The organism is Cupriavidus sp. FW305-27 (assembly GCF_058787995.1).
In genome coordinates this window covers 66,272-90,467 of record NZ_JBYTAG010000017.1, presented here as the reverse complement: position 1 = coordinate 90,467, position 24,196 = coordinate 66,272, and the positions used below count along the sequence as shown (strand labels likewise).

Sequence of the window (24,196 nt, the reverse complement as noted above, 5' to 3'; positions counted from 1 at the left end):
GCTGGTCGACCGACCAGCTTTTTTTATTTACGCGGTGCCGGCCCTCAATGCCCCCGCACCCGCATCAGCATCTTCACCATCGTCTTGTAGCCCCGCTCGCGCGCATGGCGCGTGGGGCTCACGCCTTCGCGGTCGGCGAGGTTGGCGTCAGCGCCGGCATCCAGCAGCAGTTGCACCGTTTCCTCGTAGCGGGTGCTGCCATCGCCCAGGATCACCGCTTCCAGCAGCGCGGTCCAGCCGAGGTCGTTGACATGGTCCACGGCAACGCCGGCCTTCAGCAGCAGCTTCACCACCTCGACATGGCCGTGCTGGCTGGCGGCGATCAGCGCGGTGCCGTCATAGCGGTCGGTGCTGGCCAGGTCGGCGCCGTGCGCCAGCGCCAGGCGCACCATGTCGGCCTGGCCGGTGGCGGCTGCCAGCAGGAAGGGGCTGTTGGCCTCGGTGTCCTTCAGGTTCACATCGGCGCCGGCCAGCAGCAGCGTGCGCGCGACTTCGGTGTGCCGGTTCTGCACCGCCGCCAGCAGGGCGCTGCGCCCGCGCTCGTCGGCCGCGCGCGCCGAGGCGCCGGCGGCCAGCAGGCGCGCCACCAGGTCCTGGTCGCCGGCGCTGGCGGCGGTGATCAGGTTGCGGTCGAGCGTGCCGATGGCGTCGCGGCGTGGCGGCGGCTGCATGGCCGCGCTGCGCGGCGCTCGGGCGGCGGGCTGGCTGGCCGCGCCGCCGGCGGGCCGTGCCGCCAGGGTTTGCCCGCCCTGGGCCGCCAGCAGGCCACCCCCCATCAGCAATCCCATCAGGCCCAGCAGCTCGTTGAGTGCCTGTCTGCGGGTGCGGGCGGCGGGGCGCGTCATGGCGGCAGCTCCTTGGCTCAGACGGTTTCGTGGGGGCTGGCCGGCAGGGGCGCTGCGTCGTCGCGGGCGGCGTGCGCAGCGCGCTCGGCGTCGGCGGCATCGTTGGCCTGCAGCTGGCGCCAGAGCCTGCCCAGGTAGGGATCGTCGACGCCGTTGGTGGCCAGGCCCAGCAAGGTCTGCTGCAGGTATTCGCGCGCGGGGCCGTACAGTCCGGCAGCGTGGCGCAGGCGCTCGACCACGCTGGGATCCGGCAGCCGGCCGGCGTAGGCCTCGTGCGAGCGGTTCATGACGAAGGCGAGGGCACGCTGCTCAGGCGCGCTGGCATCCCCGGTGCGGATGCGCAGCCAGCGCGGATGGTAGGCCCCGGTCAGCATCTCGCGGCGCCACAGCACGCGGAATTCCTGCTCGACCACATGGCTGGGGATGCGGAACACCATGCCGTGGCAGCAGCCGCCCCGGTCCAGGCCCAGTACCAGGCCCGGGTTGTCCCAGGTGCCCCGGTTGATGCGGGAATAGAGGTAGAAGCCGCGGTGGTAGCCGTGCACGGTGGCGCGCTGGCGCTCGGTGTGCACCACCATCGGGTTCCAGATCAGCGAACCATAGCCGAACAGCCAGACATCGCCGCCAAGCGCGGGATCTTCCGGGCGGCGCGCCAGCGTGTCGGAAAGGGACTGCTCGAGCACGGCTTCCGGCAGCAGCGAGGACGCGACCGGAGTACTGCACAGCGAGGTGCGCAGACGGTCGGATTCGAGGTCCTGTCGCGTGATGGCCATGGTGGAAGCATAAATCAAAGCGGCGCCACGGGAAGGTGGGGGAAATGACATAAGTGCCAGTTTTTCTCAGAATTGCCTGAGCAACCGGCACGGGTGTGGGCGCCTGACAACGTTTGGCGCGGCGTGCCGCCTCTGTCACTCGCCGCGGACGGGTGCTGCCGCACCTTTGTCCGCGATCAGGCGCACGTGAATTGCTGGCCGGCGCGGCTGCCATGTCCTTACAATGGTGGCCTCAATTCACAGGGGGAACCCGCGATGGCACGCACGCTTACGGTGGTGTTCGGCAGTGGCAAGGAATATGACTTCACGATCGGCACGGACGAGCTGGCCGCGGTCACCGAGGACGCCGCGTGGCGCTGGTTCGACCGGGAATACAGCGAGCTGGGCTGTCAGGCGTCGAGCCCGGTCGGCAAGGTGCTGGTGATCGACAAGATCCTGAATGTCGCCAAGTTTTCCGGAGAGGCGCGCTTCTCCGGCGATCCTGCCTGGGCGCAGGACTATGCCCGCCATGCGGCGCGGCTGCTGGACCGGGACAAGGTCCGCGTCGATGTCGGCAACGCCGCGATCGGGTTCTGAGGCGCGGGCGCGCCAGCAAGACGGGTAGTTGCCGCGGTTGTCGCCCCTGCCTGTGCAGGCGCGACAACCTTGCTGCCGGCTTAGACCGCCAGCAGTTCCACTTCAAACAGCAGGGTAGCGTTCGGCGGGATCACGCCGCCGGCGCCGCGGGCACCGTAGCCGAGGTCGGCCGGGATCACCAGCCGGCGCACGCCGCCCACCTTCATGCCCTGCACGCCTTCGTCCCAGCCGCGGATCACATGGCCGGCACCCAGCGGGAACACGAACGGGTCGTTGCGGTCCTTGCTCGAATCGAACTTGCGGCCAGCCTGGCCGTTCTCGTACAGCCAGCCGGTGTAGTGCACGGTGACGTGCTTGCCGGCGGTGGCTTCGGCGCCGGCGCCGACGGTGGTGTCTTCGTATTGCAGGCCAGAGGGCGTGGTTTGCATGGCGTATTTCCTTCCGATGGGAACAGACGTGGTGAGAGGAGAACGCAGCGCGGCTGCGTTCAGGCTTGGGCGCGCTGGAGCACATCCAGCGTCAGTTGCACATTGCGGTCGTCGTCGGCCACCCAGATGTCGCCGTCCTGGATCGTCACCGACAGGCGCATGGCGCGCTGCGCCAGCGCAGCCAGGGCTTCGACCGCTTCCGCCGGGACATTGTAGACGGTGACGTTGCGCAGCTTGCCGGCCTTGCCCGCCATGCCCTTCCACCATTCGCGCGCGCTGGCGGCGTTGTAGGTATAGACGGTCACGCGCTCGGCGCGCGCCGCGGCGCGCTTCAGGCGCGCTTCGTCGGGCTGGCCCAGTTCGACCCAGTGGGCGATGTCGCCGGTCAGGCGCTTGTCCCACAGGTCGGGTTCGTCGGGTTCGTCCAGGCCGCGCGTGAAGGCCAGCGTTTCGGTGGCTTCGCAGGCAAAGGCCAGCAGGCGCACCATCATGCGCGCGTCATTCTCGGACGGGTGCTGGGCGATGGTCAGGCTGTGGCTGCCGTAGTAGGGCCGGTCCATGTCGGAGACCGACAGGTCAGCTTTGAAGATGGTGGATTTGAGCGCCATGAGGTGAAGTGAGCGGCAGGCGCCCCGGCTGGGGTGCGGGAGACGCAAAAGGCCGCATCATACGCCATTTGCCGGACACCGCCTGCGGGCCCGGCATACTCGCGCAGTGGCTCAGCGCTTGCGGTATTCCTTGAGGTAGAAGCGCAGCAGCGCCGACAGCAGCAGCGTGCTCAGGAAGCCGGCGGCAACGATCAGCGCCTGCCCGGCGGTGGAGTCGATCTGGCCGGCCACCCCGAGGCGGAACAGCCAGGTGCCGACCATCATCGCCAGGAACGGCATCAGCAGCGCGCCGCGGCCGTAGGTTTGCACTGCCCACAGCGGGAAGCGGCGCAGGAAGTCGCCCGGAATGCTGCAGGCCAGGCAGGCACCGGCAGCTGCCAGTGCGGCGGCCACGATGTCGCCGGAATGGATGTCGAACATGGTCTTGGTCTCGCGCGCCCCCATCAGGCACACGCAGGCGAGCGTGGCGGGAATTGGGCAAAGCGCTGATTCTACAAGAGAAATTTGCGCCGGAGGTGACGAATACGGTTACCGTGGGGTGCTGCCCGCGGGCGATGCCTCGACCGCCACTTGCAGCGTCACGGTGTCGCCTACCTCGGGCAGGAAGCGGGTCATGCCAAAGGCACTGCGCGGCACCTCGGCGCGGAAGTCACCGCCGCAGACCTGCCGGCTCACGCCGAACAGGGTGACCTCGCCGCAGCGGAAACGTTCGGCCTGCAGGCGCAGCGGCTGCGTGACGCCGTGCAGCGTCAGCTCGCCTTCCACCGCCGCCAGCCGGCCGCCTTCCATCAGGAAGCGGTCCGCGCGCAGCCGCGCCACCGGGTGCTGGGCAGTATCGAAGAATTGTGCCGAGCGCAGCACGCCGTCCAGGGTGCGGTTGCCGGTATCGACCGAGGCCAGGTCCACGGTCACGTCGAGTGCGCCGGCGCCGCTGTCCGCGTCATATATGAGGCGCCCGTCGATCTTGCCAAAGCGCCCGCGCACCGAACTGCGCTCGAAATGGCTGGCGGAAAAATAGACGGTGGTGTGCGCCGGATCGATGGTGTACTCAAGCGGCGCCGCCTGCGCAGCGGCGATGCCCAGGGCGGCAGCGAGTGCCAGCGCGCGTGCGGCCATGGCTCAGTCGGCGTTCAGTGGACGAACACGGGCAGCAGGAACATGCCCACCACCGACAGGTAGCCGATGGTCCAGCACAGCGTGCGCAGCGTGGCGCGGTCGGTCACGTAGCACACGGTGTAGAGCAGGCGGGCCACGATGAAGACCACGGCCAGCTCGTCGATGCGGGCCTGCGGCGCCTGCAGGTGGCTGGCGGCCAGCACGGCGGCGGCAAAGAAGGGGAAGGCCTCGAAGTGGTTGCGGTGCGCCATGTCGGCGCGGCGCGCGCGGCCGGACTGCTGCTCCAGCCAGCCGCGCGGGTCATGGTTGTCATAGCCAGGCCCGCTGGCCTTGGCGATGGCCACCGTCGCCAGCGGCAGGATGCCGGCCAGCAGCACGCACCAGAAAGCGATCGGCATAGTCCAGTCCTTTCGGTTGCAATGCCGGCGCCGCCGTCACTGGCGCCACCGGCCCGGCCCGAGCGGTCAGGCGGCGACCACGCGGATCTCGATGCCCGCCAGGCCCACCACCTGCCCGGCGCGGATCTTGGCAGTCTTGCGCGATTCAGGCGCGCCGTCCACCGAGACTTCGCCGGCGGCGACCAGCGTCTTGCCGGCGCCGCCGCTGTCGCACACGCCCGCCAGCTTGAGCAGGTCATTGAGCGCGATGAACTCGCCCTCGAGCGGGAAGGTGATGGTTTGCACGGCTGCCTTGCCAGGTTTGGCCATCACTTGCCCCAGCTGTCTTTCAGACCGACGATGCGGTTGAAGACCGGCTTGCCCGGCCGCGAATCGGTGCGGTCGGCGACGAAGTAGCCATGGCGCTCGAACTGGAAGCGGTCTTCGGGCTGCGCCTCGCGCAGGCCCGGCTCCAGGTAGGCGGTGATCACCTGCTTGGAATCCGGGTTGAGCGCATCCAGGAAGTTCTTGCCGCCGGCATCCGGGTTGGGGTCGTTGAACAGGCGGTCGTACAGGCGCACTTCGGCCTCGTACGCGTGCGCCGCGCTGACCCAGTGGATCACGCCCTTGACCTTGACGCTGTCGGCGCCCGGCGTGCCGCTCTTGGTTTCGGGCAGGTAGCTGGCGTGCACGGCGATCACGTTGCCGTCGGCATCCTTGTCCACGCCGGTGCACTCGATCACGTAGCCGTATTTCAGCCGCACCTTGTTGCCCGGGAACAGGCGGAAGTAGCCCTTGGGCGGAGTCTCGTTGAAGTCCTCGCGCTCGATCCACAGCTCGCGCGACAGCGGAAAGACGCGCTTGCCGAGTTCCGGCTTCTTCGGGTGGACCGGTGCCGAGCATTCCTCGCTCTGGCCCTCGGGGTAGTTGTCGATGATCAGCTTGAGCGGGTCCAGCACGGCCACGCCGCGCGCGGCACGGCCGTCCAGGTCGTCGCGCACCGCGCCTTCGAGGGTGCTCATGTCGATCCAGCTGTCGGCCTTGGCCACGCCCACGCGGTCGCAGAACAGCTGGATCGATTCCGGGGTGTAGCCGCGCCGGCGCACGCCCACCAGCGTGGGCATGCGCGGATCGTCCCAGCCGTCCACGCGCTGCTCGTCGACCAGCTGCTTGAGCTTGCGCTTGCTGGTGATGGCGTAGGTCAGGTTCAGCCGCGCGAACTCATACTGGTGCGGCAGCGGGTCGCGAAACACGCCGCTGTCGCGCAGGTGCTCAAGCACCCAGTCGTACAGCGGGCGGTTGTTCTCGAACTCCAGCGTGCACAGCGAATGCGTGATGTTCTCGAGCGCGTCCGAGATGCAGTGGGTGAAGTCGTACATCGGGTAGATGCACCACTTGTCGCCCGTGCGGTGGTGATGCGCATGGCGGATGCGGTAGAGCACCGGGTCGCGCATCACGATATTGGGCGCGGTCATGTCGATCTTCGCGCGCAGCACGTGCTCGCCGTCGGCGTACTTGCCGGCGCGCATGTCGCGGAACAGCTGCAGGTTCTCTTCGACGCTGCGCTCGCGGTAGGGCGAGGGCTTGCCCGGCTCGGAGAAATTGCCGCGGCTGGCGGCGATCTGCTCGGCGGTCTGGCTGTCGATGTAGGCGGCGCCGCGCTCGATCAGGGTCTCGGCAAAGGCGTAGAGCTGGTCGAAGTAGTCGCTGGCGTAGTACAGGTGCGGCTGTCTGGTGCCGTCCTTGCCCTCGCTGTCCCAGGAAAAGCCCAGCCAGTGCACCGCGTCGATGATCGAATCGACGTATTCGGTGTCTTCCTTGACCGGGTTGGTGTCGTCAAAGCGCAGGTGGCAGCGGCCGCCATAGTCGCGCGCCAGCCCGAAGTTCAGGCAGATGCTCTTGGCGTGGCCGATATGCAGGTAGCCGTTGGGCTCCGGCGGGAAGCGGGTGATGACGGTCGGCAGCGGTTCGCCGGCCTTGTCCTGGCGGCCGGCATAGGTGCTGGCGGCGAGATCCTGGTCGATGATGCTGCGCAGGAAGTTGGAGGCGGCGGGGGTGCTGTCGGTAGGCTTGTTGTCGTGGCTCATGATGGCGCCGGTTGGCCGGCCTGATGCGTCTGGGTGCTTGGGGCCGGGTCGTCAGATTGCGTGGCGGAATGCCAATAGCGGGATTTTACCGTGCCGGAGCCGCCGCACGCCGCGAGCCGCCGCGGATTTCCGCCCTTATCCCGGATTTGCGTCCGCGCGGATGCGCCTGGCTGCGACGAAAGTGATGTGTCGGAGTAGCATGGGAGCGTGCCGGCCCGTGGTGGCCGGCTTTGGTCCATCGCTGCAGGAATGCCCATGAACGCCCAACCCGATGCGGCGCCAGTGCCGCTTGAGCCCTCTGAAGTCGTTGCCGCGCTGTGGCGTGATGCCGGCCTGCCCGCCGAGGCGCTGGCGCACCTGAAGCTGGGCGGCGCCGAGCCGGTGCTGCCGTCGAGCTTTGCCGTGGGCACCGCCGCCCAGGCCAGCCTTGGCGCCGCGGCGCTGGCAGCCGCCGCACTGTGGCACAGCCGCACCGGCCGCTGGCAGGACGTCAGCGTCGACATGCGCCACGCCATCACCGAATTCCGCAGCGAACGCTACCTGCGCGTCGATGGTGGCCCCGCGCCCGAACTGTGGGACAAGCTGGCCGGCATCTACCGCTGCGGCGACGGCCGCTGGGTGCGCCTGCATACCAATTTCCCGCACCACCGCGACGGCGTGGTGCGCTTGCTCGGCTGCGCCAATGACAAGGCGGCCGTGCAGGCCGCGCTGGAAAAGCGGGACGCCGAAGCCTTCGAGACCGCGGCGTCCGACGCGGGCCTGGTGGTTGCGGCATTGCGCAGCTTCGAGGAATGGGACCGCCATCCGCAGGCGGCCGCCTTGCGCGGCCTGCCGCCGGTGACGCTGGAGCGCATCGGCGACGCCCCGCCGCAACCACTGCCGGCGCCCGCATCCGCGGATGCGCAGCCGCTGTCGGGCGTGCGCGTGCTCGATTTCACCCGCATCATCGCCGGCCCGGTGGCGGGCCGCACGCTGGCCGCGCATGGCGCCGACGTGCTGCTGGTCACTGCCTCGCACCTGCCGTCGATCCCGCCGCTGGTGATCGACACCGGCCGCGGCAAGCGCAGCTGCCAGCTGGACCTGCGCGATCCCGATGACAAGCGCACCCTGCACAAGCTGCTGCACGGTGCCGACGTGATGGTGCAGGGCTACCGGCCCGGCGGCCTGGCCGAGCTGGGCGTGGGGCCGGAGGCCGCGGCGCGCGCACGTCCGGGCATCGTCTATGTGTCGCTGAGCGCCTATGGCCATGTGGGGCCGTGGTCGCACAAGCGCGGCTTCGATTCGCTGGTGCAGACCGCCACCGGCTTCAATGATGCCGAAGCGCAGGCGGCCGGCAGCGACATGCCGCGCCCGTTGCCGGCGCAGGTGCTGGACCACGCCGCGGGCTACCTGCTGGCCTTCGGCGCGATGGCCGCGCTGCACCGGCGCGCGGTGGAGGGCGGCAGCTGGCATGTGCGGGTGTCGCTGGCGCAGGTGGGGCAGTGGCTGCGCGGCCTGGGGCGCGTGCCGGACGGGCTCAAGGCGCCCGAGCAGAAGATCGACGACGTTTCCGACCTGCTTGAGGCCGTGCCGTCGGGCTTCGGCATGCTGACGGTGGTGCGTCATGCGGCGCATCTGTCGGAAACGCCGGCGCGCTGGACCTTGCCGTCCGAGCCGCTCGGCACGCACGCGCCGGAGTGGCTGCCGCGCGGCTAGGTTAGTAGAGCGTGGTGCGCTGCCGCTCGGGCAGGTCACGGTCGTAGGCGGCGCCGTCGATGGCGTTGTCGCTCAGCGTGGCCAGGATCTCGCCGTTGCTGGGCAGCGACTGGCGCGCCACCTGCGCATCCGCTGCCCACAGCCGCGAGCGGATCAGCGCGCGGGCGCACTGGAAGAACACTGACTGCACCGTGACCACCAGCACCGTGGTCGGGGCCTTGCCGTCGGCCAAGCAGCGCGCGACCAGCGCCGGGTCGACGCTGATCTGCGCGGTGCCGTTGACGCGGATGGTCTCGTTGATGCCGGGGATCACGAACAGCAGCCCCACGCGCGGATCGGCAACGATATTGCGCAGGCTGTCGATGCGGTTGTTGCCGCGCCGGTCGGGCAGCAGCAGCGTGTGTTCGTCCAGCACCTGCACAAAGCCCGGCGCATCGCCGCGCGGCGAGCATTCAGCCCGGTCCTCGCCCACCGTCGACAGCAGGCAGAAGGGCGCCGCCTCGATAAAGGCGCGGTAGTGCGGGTGCAGGTAGTCGACTTCCTTGGACAGCGACGGGGCCGCCGGTTGCGCGTAGAGCGCTTCCAGTTCGGCCAGCGTGGTGATGGCGTGCGAGGTCATGGCAGGCGGGGCGTGGGTCGGCGGGAGGCGAAACCGTCAATGTAGCGCAGATGCCGTTACACGGTCACGGTACCCCGGCCGATCTCCAGCACGCGGCCGCCCACGCGGATGGCGCCTTCGGCATCGGCCTTCAGGCGCAGCCGGCAGGGGCGGCCAACGGCCTCGCCCTGGTCGATCGCATACTCGGCCGGCAGCGCGTGGCCGGTGGCCAGCAGCCAGCCGCCGAGGTTGGCGCAGGCCGAACCCGTGCCCGGGTCCTCGGCCACGCCGCCGCCTTGCTTGGTGAAGAAGTAGCGCGACAGCACGCGGCCGGGCTGCTCCGGGTCGAAAGCAAAGACGTAGACGGTCTTGCGGCCCAGGCTGCTCTGCGGCCAGATCTGCAGGCGCGCGCTGTCGGGGTTGGCGCGGCGCACGGCATCGGTGCCGCGCACTGCCACCAGCAGCTGGTCGGCGCCGGTGTCGACCCACATCGGCGACACCAGCAGGTCGTGTTCCCGCAGGCCGAGCAGGCTGGCGATGTCGGCATCGGACAGGCCCGCCGGCGCGGTCTTCGGCTTGCCGCTGTGGGGGGCGGTGAAGGTCCAGACATCGCCCTGCGCGGTCACCGGCACCACGCCCGCCGCGAACTCCAGCGTCAGCGCGTCGCCGGTTCCGGCCAGGTCGCGCACAGCGTGCGCGGTGCCCAGCGTCGGATGGCCGGCGAAGCGCATTTCATAGCCCGGCGTGAAGATGCGCACCCGCGCGCTGGCACGTTCCGACGGCAGGATAAAGGTGGTTTCCGACAGGTTGAACTGCAGCGCCAGTGCCTGCATGGTGGCCTCGTCCATACCGCGCGCATCCTCGAACACGCATAGCGGATTGCCACCGAAGGTGGCTTCGGCAAAGACGTTGAGCAGGCGGAAGGCGTAGGTGGTCATGGCGCGGGGGGCTCCGGAGGCTGGTTGATCACCAGTGTACGGAGCGGGGGCGGACACGCCATGCACAGTTGGGCCGATCGCCGGCGGGCCAGTTGCGGACAGTTGTGCCGTGCCATGAAAAACGCCCGGGCGGACCCGGGCGTATCGCTGGCGAGGGCACTGAGTCAGCCGGCTCAGAACCCCACTGCCTGGCCATCGCGCCGGCTGTCGCTGGCCGCGACATAGCCGTGCTCGGCGTCCTCCGACAGGCGCCAGATGAACTGGCCCGAGCCGAAGTCCATGTACGGATCGTCCACCGACTTGAGCTGGTGGCCGCGCGCCTTCAGGCCCGCGACCGTGGCCGGGTCCATGGTGCTTTCCACATCCAGCGTGAAGTCGCGGTTGACCTTCCAGCGCGGCGCGCAGCACGCGGCCTGTGGCTGCTGGTTGTAATCCAGCATGCGCACCACGGTCTGCAGGTGGCCCTGCGGCTGCATGTCGCCGCCCATCACGCCGAAGCTCATCACCGGCTGGCCGTCCCTGGTCAGGAAGGCCGGGATGATTGTGTGGAACGGACGCTTGCCGCCCGCGACCACGTTGGCCGACTTCGGGTCCATCGAGAAGCCCACGCCGCGGTTCTGCAGGCTGATGCCGGTGCCCGGCACCACCACGCCCGAGCCGAAGCCCATGTAGTTGGACTGGATGAACGAGATCATCATGCCGTTCTCGTCGGCGGCGGTCAGGTAGATGGTGCCGCCCACCTTGGGCATGCCGAAGTCGAAATGCGTGGCGCGCTGCATGTCGATCAGCTTCGCGCGTGACTTCAGGTAGGCGTCATCGAGCATTTCCTCCGGCGTGACTTCCATGCTGCGCGGGTCGGCCACGTAGCGGTAGAGGTCGGCAAAGGCCAGCTTCATTGCCTCGATCTGCAGGTGCTGAGAATCGACCGAGTCCACCGGGATCGAAGCCATGTCGAACTGGTCCAGGATGCCCAGCGCGATCAGCGCGGCGATGCCCTGGCCGTTGGGCGGGATCTCGTGCAGCTCGTAGCCGCGGTAGGACTTGCTGATCGGCTTGACCCAGTCGGGGCGGTAGTTGCGCAGGTCATCGAGCGTCATGGCGCCGCCGCACTGCTGGCTGAAGGCGGCAATCTGCTCGGCGATCTCGCCTTCATAGTAAGCGCGGCCACGGGTCGCGCCGATCTTGCGCAGGGTTTCGGCGGCAGCCTTCATGGTGAACTTCTCGCCCACCGCGGGTGCGCGGCCATTGGGCATGAAGGTCTCGGCATAGCCGGGCTGGTCCTTCAGTTCAGGCACCGCGGCGGCCCACTTGTGTGCCACCACCGGCGGCACGGCATAGCCGCGCTCGGCGATCTCGATCGCCGGCTCCATCAGGTCGGCGAACGGCAGCTTGCCGAAGCGCTCATGCAGCGCGGCCCAGCCGGCGACCACGCCGGGCACGGTGACCGAGTCCCAGCCGCGGATCGGGCGGTTGGCCAGGCCGTTGGCATCGGTGCCGTACTTGTTCTTGAAGTATTCCGGGCTCCACGCCGCCGGGGCCACGCCCGACGAGTTCAGGCCGTGCAGTTCCTTGCCGTCCCACAGGATGGCAAAGGCATCGCTGCCCAGGCCGCACGACACCGGCTCGACGATGGTGATCGCGGCGGCCGCGGCGATGGCGGCATCGACCGCATTGCCGCCCTTGAGCAGCATGCGCAGTCCGGCTTGCGCAGCCAGCGGGTGCGAGGTGGAAACCACGTTGCGCGCAAACAGCGGGATGCGCACGGAGGGGTAGGGGTTGGTCCAGTTGAAGTTCTGCATGCTTGTCTGTGTCCTTGTGCTCGGTGCGCCCGTAGCGCAAATTCTGCGGCCCTTATTCTGCCGTGATCTTGCGATCCTTGATCAGCTTGCCCCAGCGCGCGCTGTCCTTCTTCACCATCGCGGCGAACTGCGCCGGCGTGCCGCCGACCGGCTCGGCGCCCAGCTTGCCCAGGCGTTCCTTGACCTCGGGCGACTGGATGGCCTTGTTGAACTCGGCATTCAGGCGGTTGACGATATCCGCCGGCAGGCCCTTGGGGCCATAGATGCCGAACCAGGTGTCTGACTCGAAGCCTGGCAGGCCCGACTCACTCGCGGTGGGGATTTCCGGTGCCATCGGCGAGCGCTTGGCGCTGGTCACTGCCAGTGCCTTGAGCTTGCCGTCCTTCACATGCGGCAGGCCCGACACGATGCTGTCGAACAGCACCTGCACCTTGCCCGAGATCAGGTCCGGCACGGCCAGCGCGGTGCCGCGGTAGGGGATGTGGGTGATGAACACGCCCGCCTGCGCCTTGAAGGCCTCGGCGGTCAGGTGCACCACGGTGCCGTTGCCGCTGGAGGCGTAGTTCAGCTCGCCGGGATGCTTCTTGGCGTAGTCGATCAGCTCGCGCACGTTTTTCGCCGGCAGGCTGTTCGGCACCACCAGCAGGTTGGTGGCGATCGCCACCTGGCTGACCGGGGTGAAGTCGGTCTCGGTGTTGTATGGCAGGCGGGTGTTGATATACGGCCCGATCGAGTGCGTGCTGGTGGTGGCGATCAGCAGCGTATAGCCATCGGGAGCGGCCTTGGCGGCCATGTCCGAGCCGATCGCGCCGCCGGCGCCGGGGCGGTTGTCGACCACGATCTGCTGGCCCAGGTTGGCGCCCACCTTCTGCGCGATGGCGCGTGCCAGCAGGTCGGTCGCGCCGCTGGCCGGGAAGGGCACGATCAGGCGGATCGGCTTGCTGGGATAGGTATCGGCCAGTGCGGGCGTGGCGGCCAGGCAAAGCCCGCAGCCAAGGCCGATGCCGAAGCGGCGCAGCCAGGATTTCATTCTTGTCTCCGGTGTCAGGCGATTGGCCCCGATTCATGAGCCGGCCTTCATTATTCCGTGCTGCCGGTCACAAAGAAAGCTAATATTTCTTTCCAATGTCACAAGGAAATCTTAAGGATCAGCCCTTGCCGGCATATGCCTGACTCTTCCCTTGTGTGCACCGATGAGCACTGTCCGCTTCCTCCGTACCTTCGTTGCCGTGGCCGAGCACGGCTCCTTTGCCGCCGCTGCCGGCCAGGTGGCGCTGACCCAGGCCGCCGTCAGCCTGCAGATGCGCGCGCTGGAGACCGAATTGCGCCGCGAGCTGTTCGACCGCAACGGCCGCGTGGCCGTGCTCAATGCCGACGGCCGCGCGCTGCTGCCGCAGGCGCGGCGCATGCTGGCGCTGTATGAAGAGATGCGCCTGCCGCTGGCCTCGGACGAAGCCATGGCGGGTGCGGTGGCGGTGGGTGCGGTGGTGTCGGTGATGGGCGGGCTGTCACATGCGGTGGCGCATATGAAGCGCACTTATCCTGCGCTCGACGTGCGCCTGGTCGGCGCCAAGTCGATCGAGCTGGCGGCGCAGGTCGAGGCCGGCGAGCTGGATGCCGCCATCCTGGTCGAGGGCGCCGCACGCGTGCCCGGCACGCTGCGCTGGACGCCGCTGTACCAGGAGCCGCTGGTGGCGATCGCGGCACGCGGCAGCCCGGGCCGCGACGCACGCGAGGCGCTCGCCACCAATCCCTACCTGCGCTTCGACCGCAGCCAGCGCACCGGCGTGCTGGTCGAGCGCGCGCTGCGCCGCGCGCACCTGAAGGTCAACGAGTTCCTGGAGCTGAACGCGATCGAGGCGCTGGTGGAACTGGTGCGGCAGGAGGTCGGCGTGACCGTGGTGCCGCTGCTGCGCCGCGCGCGCTGGCGCGACGACGAGGCGCTGCGCATCCTGCCGCTGCTGGTCAACGGCGAGCCGGTGATGCGTCACATCGGCATGCTGGAACGGCGCGACCACGGGCGCGGGAAGGTGACCGCGGCAGTACGGGCCGCCTGCAGCGAGCTGTTCGGCGCCTAGCTGTCGCCGTGCCATAACCAAGTCCTATCGCGCGGATAGTCAGAAACACGTTCTCCTGAAGATCCCTATTGCATATATTTCGGTTGCGGACGGCCGCTGACGCGGCCCGACTCGCCATGGGCGCCACGACTCCTGCGTTGGCGCACGCTTTCGCGCGTCCGCTGATTGCCCGACCTTTGACGCCATCGCTGCAGGCGTGTTCAGTACGTCCCTACATGGAGAAACGTATGTCTAACGAAACAAAGTGTCCGTTCAGCCATGCCGCCGGCGGCGGCACGACGAATCGTGACTGGTGGCCGAATCAACTGCGTCTGGACCTGCTGAGCCAGCATTCCAGCAAGTCCAACCCGTTGGGCGGCGACTTCAACTATGCCAAGGCCTTCAAGAGTCTCGACTTCGCAGCAGTGAAGAAGGACCTGGCCGCGCTGATGACTGACTCGCAGGACTGGTGGCCGGCGGACTTCGGCCACTACGGCCCGCTGTTTATCCGCATGGCCTGGCACAGCGCGGGCACATACCGCATTGGCGATGGCCGCGGTGGTGCAGGGCGCGGCCAGCAGCGTTTCGCACCGCTCAACAGCTGGCCGGACAACGCCAGCCTGGACAAGGCGCGCCGACTGCTATGGCCGATCAAGCAGAAGTACGGCCAGAAGATCTCCTGGGCCGACCTGATGATCCTGGCCGGCAACGTCGCGCTCGAGACCATGGGCTTCAAGACGTTCGGCTTCGGCGGTGGCCGGGAAGACACCTGGGAACCGGATGCGGATGTTTCCTGGGGCAAGGAAAAGACCTGGCTGGGCGGTGACCTGCGTTATGGCAAGGGTGCTGCCGGCAAGGATGAAGGCGTGGTCGTGGCCGACGAGGCGTTGCATGGCACCGAGACCAGCCGCACCGACTCCGGACGCAACCTGGAGAACCCGCTGGCCGCCGTGCAGATGGGCCTGATCTACGTGAACCCGGAAGGCCCCGACGGCAATCCGGACCCGCTTGCCGCGGCCCACGACATCCGCGAATCGTTCGGGCGCATGGCCATGGACGACGAGGAGACCGTCGCGCTGATCGCCGGCGGGCATGCCTTCGGCAAGACCCACGGTGCCGGTCCCGCGGACAACATCGGGCCCGAGCCCGAGGGCGCCGATCTCGAACGCCAGGGCCTGGGATGGGCGAGCACCTTTGGCACCGGCAAGGGCGCCGACACCATCACCAGCGGCCTGGAGGTGACCTGGAGCAATACACCGACGAAGTGGGGCAATAGCTATCTGGAGAACCTGTTTGGCCACGAATGGGAGCTGACCAAGAGCCCCGCCGGTGCCAACCAGTGGGTTGCCAAGGATGCCGCGGAAACCATCCCGCACGCTTACGATCCTGCGAAGAAGCTGCGGCCGACGATGCTGACCACGGATCTGTCGCTGCGTTTCGACCCGGCCTACGAGAAGATCTCGCGGCGCTTCCTGGAGCATCCTGACCAGCTCGCCGATGCCTTTGCCCGCGCCTGGTTCAAGCTGATCCACCGTGACATGGGCCCGCGCGCCCGCTACCTTGGACCGGAAGTGCCGGCCGAAGAGCTGCTCTGGCAGGATCCGATCCCGGCGGTCGATCATCCGCTGGTCAACGAGCAGGACGTCGCCGCGCTCAAGCAGAAGATCCTGGCGTCAGGGCTGCCGGTCTCGCAACTGGTGCAGACCGCCTGGGCCTCGGCATCCACCTTCCGCGGCTCGGACAAGCGCGGCGGCGCCAATGGCGCGCGTATCCGCCTGGCCCCGCAGAAGGACTGGGCAGCCAATGAGCCCGAGCAACTGGCGAAGGTGCTGAAGGTGCTCGAAGGGATCCAGGCCGAGTTCAACGGTGCACAGTCCGGCGGCAAGAAGATCTCGCTTGCCGACCTGATCGTGCTGGCCGGTGGCGCGGGGATCGAGCAGGCGGCGCAGAAGGCCGGCCATCGGGTGACCGTGCCGTTTACGCCGGGCCGCATGGACGCCTCGCAGGAACAGACCGACGTGCAATCCGTCGGGGCGCTCGAGCCGATTGCAGATGGCTTCCGCAACTTCCTGAAGGGGAAGTACAACATCCGGGCGGAGGACCTGCTGATCGACAAGGCGCAATTGCTGACCCTGACTGCTCCCGAGATGACGGTGCTCATTGGCGGACTGCGCGTCCTGAACGTGCATACCGGGCAGGATGCGCACGGCGTCTTCACCGACCGTCCGGAAACGCTGAGCAACGATTTCTTCCGCAACCTGCTCGACATGCGTACGGAATGGAAGCCGCTCTCGGAGGCCCGGGACGTGTTCGAGGGGCGTGACGCCAAGACCGGTGCGAAGAAGTGGACCGGCACCCGCGTCGACCTGGTGTTTGGTTCGAATTCCCAGCTCCGGGCCCTTTGCGAGGTCTACGCAAGCGAGGACGGACAGGAGAAGTTTGTCCGTGACTTCGTCGCCGCCTGGGCCAAGGTGATGAACCTCGACCGGTTCGACGTTGCCTGAACGGTCGCGTGGCCCCGTCAGGGCCGTCCTCCCTGACGGGGCTTTCTCAACCCGGGTGTGAGCGGCGCAGTGGACGCGTCGCCGACACAATGACAAGCGGCCGGCAAGCGCCGGCCGCGTGGCCTGCCAGGGCATGCCCCCGCCTACATGATCCTGTGCGCAAAATGCCCGCGCCGCGCATCGGCCATCAGGTCGAGGAACTGCCCGGTGCTCATGTGCACCAGTTCCTGGTGGTCGCCCGCCTCGAAGTAGACGTCGGGATGCGTCAGCAGGCTGTCGTCGAGCCAGGTCTGCGTGCCGTACGCCATGCCGACCGGCGGGAGCGCGCCGTGGTCGCAGTCGCGGAACACTTCGCGCACGCCATCCTCATGCGCCAGCGACAGCTTGCGGCCGGTCTGCTCGCAGATCTCCGACAGTTTCAGGTGGTGAGTCGAAGGAATCACGGCAGCGACGTAGCCGCTGCTGTCTTCCAGCAGGACGGTCTTGGCCAGTCGGTCTCCGGGAATGTGTGCGGCCTGCGCAGTGGCCATGCTGCTGAGGCTGTAGGGGTGCCGGACGGTGTCGAACTGGCTTTGCTTCTTGCTCAGGCATCTCGCCAGCGTGGTAGACATGGTCATGATTTCAACCTCCGACGCGCGCAGCGCGACCGTTGTCCGAGTCCTACCAATATAGGTCGTCGGGGGTCGGGCGGCGGTGGGGCGGAGCCAGAACGTAGCCGGCAAGCGCAAAAAAAAGGGCACCTTGCGGTGCCCTTAGTGTGTTGTGCCGCCGGCCCCGGGGCCGGCGATATTCCCTGCTTATTCTTCCTGGAACGCTTCCTCGCGCTTGGCCTTGATCGACGGCATCGCCACGATCAGCACCAGCACGGCAGCGGCGATCAGCAGGCCCAGTGACAGCGGGCGCGTCACGAACACGCTGAAGTCACCACGCGACAGCAGCAGCGAGCGGCGGAAGTTCTCTTCCATCATCGGCCCCAGCACGAAGCCGAGCAGCAGCGGCGCGGGTTCGCACTTGAGCTTGATGAACAGGTAGCCCACCACGCCGAAGGCCGCGGTCTGGAACACGTCGAAGGTGGTGTTCTGGACCGAGTACACGCCGATGCAGCAGAACGTCAGGATGGCCGGGTACAGGTAGCGGTAAGGCACCTTCAGCAGCTTCACCCAGATGCCGATCAGCGGCAGGTTCAGCACGATCAGCATCAGGTTGCCGATCCACATCGAGGCGATCAGGCCCCAGAACAGCGCCGGGTTGCTGGTCATCACCTGCGGGCCGGGCTGGATGTTGTGGATGGTCATCGCACCCACCATCAGCGCCATCACCGCGTTGGGCGGAATGCCCAGCGTCAGCAGCGGGATGAAGGAGGTCTGCGAAGCCGCATTGTTGGCCGATTCCGGACCCGCCACGCCTTCGATCGCACCCTTGCCGAATTCCTGCGGATACCTGGAAGTCTTCTTCTCCAGCGAGTAGGCAGCAAACGAAGCCAGCGATGCACCGCCGCCCGGCAGGATGCCCAGTGCCGAGCCCAGCAGCGTGCCACGCAGCACCGCCGGGATCATGCGCTTGAAGTCTTCCTTGGTCGGGAACAGGTTGGTGATGTGGTCGGTAAAGGTTTCGCGGTGTTCCTTCTGCTCCAGGTTGGCGATGATTTCAGCAAAGCCGAAGATACCCATTGCCACCGAGACGAAGTTCAGGCCATCGGTCAGTTCCGGCACGTCGAACGAGAAGCGCGCGGCGCCCGAGTTCACGTCGGTGCCGACCAGGCCCAGCAGCAGGCCCAGCACGATCATGGCGATGGCCTTGACCAGCGAACCCGAAGCCAGCACCACGGCGCCGATCAGGCCCAGCACCATCAGCGAGAAGTATTCGGCGGGGCCGAACTTGAACGCCAGTTCCGACAGCGGCGCGGCAAAGGCGGCCAGGATCATGGTGGCGACGCAGCCGGCGAAGAACGAGCCCAGCCCGGCTGTGGCCAGCGCCACCCCCGCTCGTCCTCGCCTTGCCATCTGGTAGCCGTCGATGGTGGTCACCACCGATGACGATTCGCCAGGCAGGTTGACCAGGATGGCGGTGGTCGAACCGCCGTACTGGGCGCCGTAGTAGATACCGGCCAGCATGATCAGCGCGGCCACCGGGGGCAGCGTGTAGGTCACCGGCAGCAGCATGGCGATGGTGGCCAGCGGCCCCAGGCCCGGCAGCACGCCGATCAGGGTTCCCAGCACGCAGCCCAGGAAGGCGTACGCGAGGTTCTGGAAGGTCAGGGCGGTGGAGAAGCCCAGACCCAGGTTGGCGAGTAGTTCCATGTTGGCGGCCTCCTTAGCTTGCCAGGAAAGCCGGCCACACCGGCATCTGCAGGTTGATGCCGTACACGAACGCGCCCAGGCTGATCAGCACCAGGATGATGGCGTTGAGGATGGCACCCTTCCAGCTGAATTCATGGCTGGCCATCGACGACACCAGCACCAGCACCAGCACCGACAGCACCATGCCCAGCGGCTTGAGCAGCAGGCCGAACAGCACCACCGAACCGAGGATCCACAAGAGCGTCTTGATGTCCCAGCGGGCCAGGTTGTCTTCTTCCGACTTGGAAGACAACGAGCCCCACAGCACCAGCACGCCCAGCAGGGCGAGCACGATGCCGAGCCAGAACGGGAAGTATCCCGGTCCCATTTTTGCGGCGGTTCCCATGGAATAACCGCGCGCGACCCAGGAAAAGCCGAATCCGACCAGGATGAACATCAGGCCGGAGGCGAAGTCCTTTTGGCTACGTATGCGCAAAGTGAATCTCCTCGATAAGACTGCTTGAAATCTCAGGAGGGCTCCCTTCCGCTGCCTTTGTTGCGGTGCATCAATGCGGCAGTTTGCGGGAGCTCTCCTACGGGCAGGGTGGAAGTTAAGGGGGCGACCTTTCAGCTACCTTTCAGATGTCTGCAAACAGGGTCATGCTGAGGGTATCCCCTAGTGAAAGAGCGCTTAAAAGTGCCGCCAAGCCAAGCTGGGAGCGGCCTGGCGGGCAGAAGCCCCAGTCGCTGCGCTATTATCCGGGGCGGTCTTGCGCCGCGCGGCGCTACCCGCCGCTGAAAGGTTTGAAAGGTTCCGCAAGGAACCACTACGCAACGCGAGGAGCGGTTTGGAGAGCATTGACCACATCATTCTGATCGGCGCCGTCGTGATGTCGCTGGGCATCGTGCTGGGGGCTTTCTCGGCACGCCTGGGCGTGCCGTTCCTGCTGGTCTTCCTGGCCGTGGGCATGCTGGCCGGCGTGGACGGGCCGGGCGGCATCCGTTTCTCCGATACCTGGCTCAGCTTCCTGGTCGGCAACCTGGCGCTGGCGGTGATCCTGCTCGATGGCGGGCTGCGCACGCGCTTTGCCACCTTCCGGGTGGCGCTGAAGCCTTCGCTGTCGCTGGCGACCGTGGGGGTGCTGGTGACGGCAGCGCTGGTCGGCGTGTTCGCCGCGTGGCTGCTGGGCATCGACTGGCGGCTCGGGCTGCTGCTTGGCGCCATCGTCGGCTCGACCGACGCGGCCGCGGTGTTCTCGATGCTCAATAGCAGCGGCATCCGGCTGAAGGAGCGGGTGGCGAGCGTGCTCGAGATCGAGTCCGGCATCAACGACCCGATGGCTATCTTCCTGACCCTGACGCTGATCGAATGGCTGACCGCGCCTGACGGCCTGACGCCGCTGGGCCTGGTCACGCGGCTGCTGGTGCAGTTCGGCGTGGGCGGCGTGCTCGGCCTGGCGCTCGGCTATTGCCTGGCCCGCGTGCTGGAGCGCATCCGCGTGGCCGAAGGGCTGCAGGCGATCCTGCTGTGCTCGGGCGGCGCCATGGTGTTCGCGCTGGTGCAGAGCGCCGGCGGCAGCGGTTTCCTGGCGGTGTACCTGACCGGCATGCTGATCGGTAACCGCGAGCGCGCGGTGACGCCGGACACCATGCGCGCCATGGACGGCATGGCCTGGCTGGCGCAGTCGGCCATGTTCCTGCTGCTGGGCCTGCTGGTGTCGCCGCACCGGATCTGGGAGGTGGCCGGTCCGGCGGTGGCGGTGGCGGCCTTCCTGATGCTGGTGGCGCGGCCGGTGGCGGTGTGGCTGGCGCTGCTGCCGTTCCGCTTCAATGCGCGCGAGACCGGCTTTATCGCCTGGATGGGCCTGCGCGGCGCGGTGCCGATCGTACTGGCGCTGTTTCCGCTGCTGCGCGAGGTGCCGCAATCGGGGCTGCTGTTCCGCATCGCCTTTGCCGTGGTGCTGGCCAGCCTGCTGTTCCAGGGCACCACGGTGTCGGTGGCGGCGCGCCTGGCGCGCGTGCGGCGCCCCGGCTACCCCGAGCCGCTGGCGCGTTCGCGCCTGCGCGGCACGCGCGCGCCGATCCTGGAGGTGATGCAGTTCGAGGTGGGGCCCAATGCGCCCGTGGAGAACGTGCGCGCCGACCAGCTGGAGCTGCCGCCGCGCTGCCGGCTGCTGACGGTGGCGCGCGACGATGCGCTGGCGGCGCTGGATCAGACCGTGCTGCGCGCCGGCGACAGCGTCTCGGTGCTGGCGCCGGTGACGACCCTCCCGATGCTGTCGGCGCTGTTCCAGGCACCGGGCCGCGCGCCTACCTGGGAGCAGGCCTCGCATGATTTCCTGATGTCGGGTGATGCGCTGCTGCGCGACGTCGCGGCGCTGTACGGCACGCGCGCGCTGACCCCGGAAGAGGAGCCGCTGACGCTGGAAGCGGCGATGCTGCGGGCCTTCACCTCGCCGCCGGTGGAGGGCGACAGCGTCGCGATCGCCGGCCTGCCGCTGACGGTGACGCGCATGGAAGGCGCGCAGATCCTGCAGGTGGGGTTGCTGCTGCCGCGGCTGGACGGGGATTCGGGCGGGCGGCTATGGCCGCGCCGGCGCAAGGACGGGGCAGAGCGGAGCGGGGAGGGTGCCGAGGCGGAGTAATGACAAAAAAGGCGGCCATGGCCGCCTTGTTTTCAATCCACCTTCGCCCCGGATACCTTCACGATCTGCGCGTATTTCTTCAGCTCGCGCTGGATCAGCGCCGCGAACTGCTCGGGCGTGGTCGGTGCCGGCTGTGCGCCGATGCGGGCCAGGCGTGCCTTCATCTCGTCGGTCTTCAGGATTGCCACGATCTCATGGTTAAGCCGCTCGACGATCTCGCGCGGGGTGTTGGCCGGCGCGAACACGCCGAACCACGTCGAGATGTCGAAGCCTTCCAGGCCCAGCCCCTTGCCGGCTTCCGCGATGGTCGGCAGTTCCGGGAAGGCCGCGGCGCGGCTGGCGGTGGTGACCGCAAAGGCCTTCAGCTTGCCCGCCTTGATATTGGCCGAGGCCGAAGCCAGGTTGTCGAAGATCAGGTCGGTCTGGCCCGACAGCACCGACAGCTGCGCCGGTGCGGCGCCGTTGTACGGGATATGGACCATGCTGACCTTCGCCATGCTCTTGAAGAGCTCGCCCGACAGGTGGCCGGCGCTGCCGTTGCCGCCCGAGGCGTAGTCCAGCTTGCCCGGATTCTTGCGCGCGTACGCGACCAGGTCGCGCACATTGTTGATATGCAGGTCGGCGGCCTTGCCCGGGTGCATCACCAGCACGTTGGGGACGTCGGCCACCAGCGTGATCGGCGCGAAGTCCTTGACCGGGTCGTACGGCATCTTGCTGAACAGCGTCGGGTTGATGGCGTGCGTGGCCACCGCGCCCATGACGATGGTGTAGCCGTCGGCCGGCTGCTTGGCGACGTAGTCCGCGCCCAGGTTGCCGCCCGCGCCGGGCTTGTTCTCGACCACCACCGGCTGGCCCAGGCTGTCGCGCAGCTTCTCGCCGATGGCGCGCGCGACGGTGTCGAGCGGGCCGCCGGCGGGGTAGGGCACCACGAAGCGGACCGGCTTGGTCGGGTAGGCATTGGTGGCCGCCACGGCGGCGGCGGGCAGCAGGGCCGCGGTCAGCGCGGCGGCAAGCAGTTTCTTCAGCATGTTTCGGACTTCAGGGGATTGGGATTCTTATCTGGCGCCGATGCCCCGCGCCATCATGACCGCGCACAGCGGCAGCAGGATCACCAGGTGGGCTTCGATCATCACCCAGCGGCGGGCGGCCTTCAACTCGGACGGCGGCGGCACGTAATCCGGCAGCCGGCGCGCCTGCTTGCGCCAGCGCGCGATGGCGAAGGTCGGCGGCAGCGAGCACAGCGCGATCAGCACGAACACGCCCACCTTGGCATGGAACCACGGGTTGTGCAGGTAGAAGTCGGCGCCCTTGGCGCCGTAGAACAGGCGCAGCAGGCCGGTGCCCAGCACCACCATCGCCGACAGGAAATAGAACAGGTCGTACAGCGACAGGCGCCGCACCGCGGCCGGCGTGATTTCCGGGCGCAGCACCACGGCCTCGGCGGCCATCAGGGTGATCAGGACGAAGATCGCAAGGAAATGCAGGAAGGACAGTATGGCGTCGGTCAGCATGGATTCTCCTTTGCCTTTGCTTCAGTGGGGACTGAACTGCTTCGGGAAGGCACCGGCGGGGCACCAGGGCCGCCCGCCGGCAGGAGGAGAATCTTACAGCACACCCTTTGCACGCAGCGCTTCGATCTGCTCAGGGCCGTAGCCCAGCGTCTCGGCCAGCACCGTGTCGGTGTGCTCGCCCAGCAGCGGCGGGTGGCGCAGTGCCTGCGGCGGCGTGGCGCTCATCTTGATCGGGCTGCCCACCAGCCTGACCTCGCCGGCGCTGGGGTGGGGCAGGTCCACGCGCAGGCCGCGCGCCTTGACCTGGTCGTCCTCGAACACGTCGTCGAGGGTGTTGATCGGGCCGCACGGCACGCCGGCGGCCTCCAGGTCGCGGATCCACTGGGCGCGGGTGCGCGGGCGCACCATCTCGGCCAGGATCGGCACCAGCACGTCGCGGTTGGCCACGCGCTGCGGGTTGGTGGCAAAGCGCGGGTCGTCGGCCAGCTCGGGCTTGCCGCCGTCGGTGACGAACTTGCGGAACTGCCCGTCGTTGCCCACCGCCACGATGATCCAGCCATCGGAGGCCTGGAAGGTCTGGTAGGGGACGATATTGGGGTGCGCATTGCCCCAGCGGCGCGGCGCCTGGCCGCTGGCCAGGTAGTTGGTGTTCATGTTGGCCAGCATCGCCACCTGCACGTCCAGCAGGGCCATGTCGATGTACTGGCCCTCGCCGGTGCGGTCGCGGTGCGCCAGCGCCGCCAGCACGGCGATGGTGGCGTACTGGCCGGTCATCAGGTCGGAAATGGCCACGCCGGCCTTCTGCGGGCCGCCGCCGGGCAGGTCGTCGCGCTCGCCGGTCAGGCTCATGAAGCCGCCCATGCCCTGGATGATGAAGTCATAGCCCGGGCGCGCGGCGTACGGGCCGGTCTGGCCGAAGCCGGTGACCGAGCAGTAGATCAGGTCGGGCTTGACCTGCCTGAGCGACTCATAGTCCAGGCCGTACTTCCTGAGCTGGCCTACCTTGTAGTTCTCCAGCACCACGTCGCTCTGCGCCGCCAGCTCGCGCACGATCTGCTGACCTTCCGGCGTGCTGATGTCGCAGGTCACGGAGCGCTTGTTGCGGTTGGCGGCCAGGTAGTAGGCGGCTTCGGCGGTGTCGCGGCCGTCCTCGTCCCTGAGCCAGGGCGGGCCCCAGGTGCGGGTATCGTCGCCGGCGCCGGGGCGCTCGATCTTGATCACGTCGGCGCCGAAATCGGCAAGGTTCTGGGCGCACCACGGCCCGGCAAGGACGCGGGTCAGGTCGAGGACGCGGAGATGGCTTAAAGCTCCCATGGCGGTAGTCAATGCAGTGGGTAAGGAGGGGGATCGGTCGCAACGG

At 68.0% G+C, this 24,196-nt stretch carries 24 protein-coding genes; 5 read left to right on the top strand and 19 right to left on the bottom strand.

All coding sequences use genetic code 11. The annotated features are described in order from the left end of the window. Window positions 1-44: 44 nt before the first annotated feature. Window positions 45-845, bottom strand: coding sequence for an ankyrin repeat domain-containing protein (locus AC3WRI_RS11010; RefSeq protein WP_081050144.1), 801 nt, complete (start codon window positions 843-845; stop codon window positions 45-47). A 17-nt stretch (window positions 846-862) separates the two neighbouring features. Next, window positions 863-1,618 carry a gamma-glutamylcyclotransferase gene (locus AC3WRI_RS11005; protein WP_010813701.1) on the bottom strand — a complete coding sequence of 252 codons (756 nt, stop codon included), beginning with the start codon at window positions 1,616-1,618 and terminating at the stop codon, window positions 863-865. 255 nt (window positions 1,619-1,873) lie between these two features. Here AC3WRI_RS11005 and AC3WRI_RS11000 point away from each other — a divergent pair, with 255 nt between their 5' ends. Beyond that, complete coding sequence (locus tag AC3WRI_RS11000) at window positions 1,874-2,194, top strand: hypothetical protein (RefSeq protein ID WP_010813700.1); 321 nt, start codon at window positions 1,874-1,876, stop codon at window positions 2,192-2,194. An 80-nt stretch (window positions 2,195-2,274) separates the two neighbouring features. On the opposite strand, the gene AC3WRI_RS10995 is transcribed toward AC3WRI_RS11000, so the two are convergent. The 7 genes from AC3WRI_RS10995 to AC3WRI_RS10965 form a co-directional block, all read right to left on the bottom strand. Further along, entirely contained in the window at window positions 2,275-2,622 is a 348-nt protein-coding gene (locus AC3WRI_RS10995; RefSeq protein WP_010813699.1) for an FKBP-type peptidyl-prolyl cis-trans isomerase, read from the bottom strand. Between the two features lie 59 nt (window positions 2,623-2,681). Continuing rightward, a complete protein-coding gene (locus AC3WRI_RS10990) occupies window positions 2,682-3,230 on the bottom strand; it encodes a YaeQ family protein (protein ID WP_010813698.1) in 549 nt (182 codons plus the stop codon). A 111-nt stretch (window positions 3,231-3,341) separates the two neighbouring features. Then, window positions 3,342-3,650, bottom strand: a complete 309-nt coding sequence (locus AC3WRI_RS10985; protein WP_011615834.1) for a hypothetical protein — start codon at window positions 3,648-3,650, stop codon at window positions 3,342-3,344. Between the two features lie 108 nt (window positions 3,651-3,758). Further along, window positions 3,759-4,346, bottom strand: coding sequence for a YceI family protein (locus AC3WRI_RS10980; RefSeq protein ID WP_492293314.1), 588 nt, complete (start codon window positions 4,344-4,346; stop codon window positions 3,759-3,761). A gap of 14 nt (window positions 4,347-4,360) precedes the next feature. Then, window positions 4,361-4,744 (bottom strand): MAPEG family protein, encoded by a 384-nt coding sequence (locus AC3WRI_RS10975; RefSeq protein WP_010813695.1) that lies wholly within the window; start codon window positions 4,742-4,744, stop codon window positions 4,361-4,363. Between the two features lie 66 nt (window positions 4,745-4,810). Next, a complete protein-coding gene (locus tag AC3WRI_RS10970) occupies window positions 4,811-5,053 on the bottom strand; it encodes an RNA-binding S4 domain-containing protein (protein ID WP_492293312.1) in 243 nt (80 codons plus the stop codon). Further along, on the bottom strand, window positions 5,053-6,810 hold the full coding sequence (locus AC3WRI_RS10965) for a glutamine--tRNA ligase/YqeY domain fusion protein (protein ID WP_492293311.1): 1,758 nt from the start codon (window positions 6,808-6,810) through the stop codon (window positions 5,053-5,055). Before AC3WRI_RS10965 ends, AC3WRI_RS10970 begins: the two co-directional genes overlap by 1 nt. Window positions 6,811-7,065: 255 nt before the next feature. Here AC3WRI_RS10965 and AC3WRI_RS10960 point away from each other — a divergent pair, with 255 nt between their 5' ends. Continuing rightward, window positions 7,066-8,505: a CoA transferase gene (locus tag AC3WRI_RS10960; RefSeq protein ID WP_492293309.1), complete on the top strand. Its 1,440-nt coding sequence runs from the start codon at window positions 7,066-7,068 to the stop codon at window positions 8,503-8,505. Between the two features lies 1 nt (window position 8,506). Here AC3WRI_RS10960 and AC3WRI_RS10955 read toward each other — a convergent pair whose 3' ends face one another. The 4 genes from AC3WRI_RS10955 to AC3WRI_RS10940 form a co-directional block, all read right to left on the bottom strand. Then, complete coding sequence (locus tag AC3WRI_RS10955) at window positions 8,507-9,124, bottom strand: pyridoxamine 5'-phosphate oxidase family protein (RefSeq protein WP_010813691.1); 618 nt, start codon at window positions 9,122-9,124, stop codon at window positions 8,507-8,509. Between the two features lie 56 nt (window positions 9,125-9,180). Next, complete coding sequence (locus AC3WRI_RS10950; RefSeq protein WP_010813690.1) at window positions 9,181-10,041, bottom strand: PhzF family phenazine biosynthesis protein; 861 nt, start codon at window positions 10,039-10,041, stop codon at window positions 9,181-9,183. Window positions 10,042-10,214: 173 nt separating this feature from the next. Beyond that, window positions 10,215-11,840 (bottom strand): gamma-glutamyltransferase, encoded by a 1,626-nt coding sequence (gene ggt / locus AC3WRI_RS10945; RefSeq protein WP_011615828.1) that lies wholly within the window; start codon window positions 11,838-11,840, stop codon window positions 10,215-10,217. A gap of 52 nt (window positions 11,841-11,892) precedes the next feature. Further along, on the bottom strand, window positions 11,893-12,870 hold the full coding sequence (locus AC3WRI_RS10940; RefSeq protein WP_492293308.1) for a Bug family tripartite tricarboxylate transporter substrate binding protein: 978 nt from the start codon (window positions 12,868-12,870) through the stop codon (window positions 11,893-11,895). 163 nt (window positions 12,871-13,033) lie between these two features. Here AC3WRI_RS10940 and AC3WRI_RS10935 point away from each other — a divergent pair, with 163 nt between their 5' ends. Together AC3WRI_RS10935 and katG are read left to right on the top strand one after the other, a co-directional pair. Next, complete coding sequence (locus tag AC3WRI_RS10935; RefSeq protein WP_010813687.1) at window positions 13,034-13,918, top strand: LysR substrate-binding domain-containing protein; 885 nt, start codon at window positions 13,034-13,036, stop codon at window positions 13,916-13,918. Between the two features lie 227 nt (window positions 13,919-14,145). Next, window positions 14,146-16,401 (top strand): catalase/peroxidase HPI, encoded by a 2,256-nt coding sequence (gene katG, locus AC3WRI_RS10930; RefSeq protein ID WP_011615827.1) that lies wholly within the window; start codon window positions 14,146-14,148, stop codon window positions 16,399-16,401. Between the two features lie 143 nt (window positions 16,402-16,544). Here katG and AC3WRI_RS10925 read toward each other — a convergent pair whose 3' ends face one another. The 3 genes from AC3WRI_RS10925 to AC3WRI_RS10915 form a co-directional block, all read right to left on the bottom strand. After that, complete coding sequence (locus AC3WRI_RS10925) at window positions 16,545-17,018, bottom strand: aminoacyl-tRNA deacylase (RefSeq protein ID WP_010813685.1); 474 nt, start codon at window positions 17,016-17,018, stop codon at window positions 16,545-16,547. A 180-nt stretch (window positions 17,019-17,198) separates the two neighbouring features. Then, complete coding sequence (locus tag AC3WRI_RS10920; RefSeq protein WP_010813684.1) at window positions 17,199-18,701, bottom strand: tripartite tricarboxylate transporter permease; 1,503 nt, start codon at window positions 18,699-18,701, stop codon at window positions 17,199-17,201. A 13-nt stretch (window positions 18,702-18,714) separates the two neighbouring features. Beyond that, window positions 18,715-19,176 (bottom strand): tripartite tricarboxylate transporter TctB family protein, encoded by a 462-nt coding sequence (locus AC3WRI_RS10915; RefSeq protein WP_010813683.1) that lies wholly within the window; start codon window positions 19,174-19,176, stop codon window positions 18,715-18,717. A 352-nt stretch (window positions 19,177-19,528) separates the two neighbouring features. On the opposite strand from AC3WRI_RS10915, the gene AC3WRI_RS10910 reads away from it, so the two are divergent. Next, window positions 19,529-21,325 carry a potassium/proton antiporter gene (locus AC3WRI_RS10910; protein WP_439668115.1) on the top strand — a complete coding sequence of 599 codons (1,797 nt, stop codon included), beginning with the start codon at window positions 19,529-19,531 and terminating at the stop codon, window positions 21,323-21,325. 32 nt (window positions 21,326-21,357) lie between these two features. On the opposite strand, the gene AC3WRI_RS10905 is transcribed toward AC3WRI_RS10910, so the two are convergent. The 3 genes from AC3WRI_RS10905 to AC3WRI_RS10895 form a co-directional block, all read right to left on the bottom strand. After that, window positions 21,358-22,353: a Bug family tripartite tricarboxylate transporter substrate binding protein gene (locus AC3WRI_RS10905; RefSeq protein WP_010813681.1), complete on the bottom strand. Its 996-nt coding sequence runs from the start codon at window positions 22,351-22,353 to the stop codon at window positions 21,358-21,360. Between the two features lie 27 nt (window positions 22,354-22,380). Next, window positions 22,381-22,836, bottom strand: a complete 456-nt coding sequence (locus tag AC3WRI_RS10900; RefSeq protein WP_011615824.1) for a DUF2214 family protein — start codon at window positions 22,834-22,836, stop codon at window positions 22,381-22,383. A 93-nt stretch (window positions 22,837-22,929) separates the two neighbouring features. After that, a complete protein-coding gene (locus tag AC3WRI_RS10895) occupies window positions 22,930-24,150 on the bottom strand; it encodes a CaiB/BaiF CoA transferase family protein (RefSeq protein WP_492293307.1) in 1,221 nt (406 codons plus the stop codon). Between the last annotated feature and the right edge of the window lie 46 nt (window positions 24,151-24,196).

Excerpts from the sequence above, each read along its gene's own strand:
- AC3WRI_RS10895 (WP_492293307.1), bottom strand. The coding sequence starts at position 24,150 with ATGGGAGCTTTAAGCCATCTCCGCGTCCTCGACCTGACCCGCGTCCTT.
- AC3WRI_RS10900 (WP_011615824.1), bottom strand. The coding sequence starts at position 22,836 with ATGCTGACCGACGCCATACTGTCCTTCCTGCATTTCCTTGCGATCTTC.
- AC3WRI_RS10955 (WP_010813691.1), bottom strand. The coding sequence starts at position 9,124 with ATGACCTCGCACGCCATCACCACGCTGGCCGAACTGGAAGCGCTCTAC.
- AC3WRI_RS10970 (WP_492293312.1), bottom strand. The coding sequence starts at position 5,053 with ATGGCCAAACCTGGCAAGGCAGCCGTGCAAACCATCACCTTCCCGCTC.
- AC3WRI_RS10935 (WP_010813687.1), top strand. The coding sequence starts at position 13,034 with ATGAGCACTGTCCGCTTCCTCCGTACCTTCGTTGCCGTGGCCGAGCAC.
- AC3WRI_RS10995 (WP_010813699.1), bottom strand. The coding sequence starts at position 2,622 with ATGCAAACCACGCCCTCTGGCCTGCAATACGAAGACACCACCGTCGGC.
- AC3WRI_RS10980 (WP_492293314.1), bottom strand. The coding sequence starts at position 4,346 with ATGGCCGCACGCGCGCTGGCACTCGCTGCCGCCCTGGGCATCGCCGCT.
- AC3WRI_RS10905 (WP_010813681.1), bottom strand. The coding sequence starts at position 22,353 with ATGCTGAAGAAACTGCTTGCCGCCGCGCTGACCGCGGCCCTGCTGCCC.
- AC3WRI_RS10985 (WP_011615834.1), bottom strand. The coding sequence starts at position 3,650 with ATGTTCGACATCCATTCCGGCGACATCGTGGCCGCCGCACTGGCAGCT.
- AC3WRI_RS11000 (WP_010813700.1), top strand. The coding sequence starts at position 1,874 with ATGGCACGCACGCTTACGGTGGTGTTCGGCAGTGGCAAGGAATATGAC.
- AC3WRI_RS10950 (WP_010813690.1), bottom strand. The coding sequence starts at position 10,041 with ATGACCACCTACGCCTTCCGCCTGCTCAACGTCTTTGCCGAAGCCACC.
- AC3WRI_RS10990 (WP_010813698.1), bottom strand. The coding sequence starts at position 3,230 with ATGGCGCTCAAATCCACCATCTTCAAAGCTGACCTGTCGGTCTCCGAC.
- katG (WP_011615827.1), top strand. The coding sequence starts at position 14,146 with ATGTCTAACGAAACAAAGTGTCCGTTCAGCCATGCCGCCGGCGGCGGC.
- AC3WRI_RS10920 (WP_010813684.1), bottom strand. The coding sequence starts at position 18,701 with ATGGAACTACTCGCCAACCTGGGTCTGGGCTTCTCCACCGCCCTGACC.
- AC3WRI_RS10960 (WP_492293309.1), top strand. The coding sequence starts at position 7,066 with ATGAACGCCCAACCCGATGCGGCGCCAGTGCCGCTTGAGCCCTCTGAA.
- AC3WRI_RS11010 (WP_081050144.1), bottom strand. The coding sequence starts at position 845 with ATGACGCGCCCCGCCGCCCGCACCCGCAGACAGGCACTCAACGAGCTG.
- AC3WRI_RS11005 (WP_010813701.1), bottom strand. The coding sequence starts at position 1,618 with ATGGCCATCACGCGACAGGACCTCGAATCCGACCGTCTGCGCACCTCG.
- AC3WRI_RS10940 (WP_492293308.1), bottom strand. The coding sequence starts at position 12,870 with ATGAAATCCTGGCTGCGCCGCTTCGGCATCGGCCTTGGCTGCGGGCTT.
- AC3WRI_RS10975 (WP_010813695.1), bottom strand. The coding sequence starts at position 4,744 with ATGCCGATCGCTTTCTGGTGCGTGCTGCTGGCCGGCATCCTGCCGCTG.
- AC3WRI_RS10965 (WP_492293311.1), bottom strand. The coding sequence starts at position 6,810 with ATGAGCCACGACAACAAGCCTACCGACAGCACCCCCGCCGCCTCCAAC.
- ggt (WP_011615828.1), bottom strand. The coding sequence starts at position 11,840 with ATGCAGAACTTCAACTGGACCAACCCCTACCCCTCCGTGCGCATCCCG.
- AC3WRI_RS10925 (WP_010813685.1), bottom strand. The coding sequence starts at position 17,018 with ATGACCATGTCTACCACGCTGGCGAGATGCCTGAGCAAGAAGCAAAGC.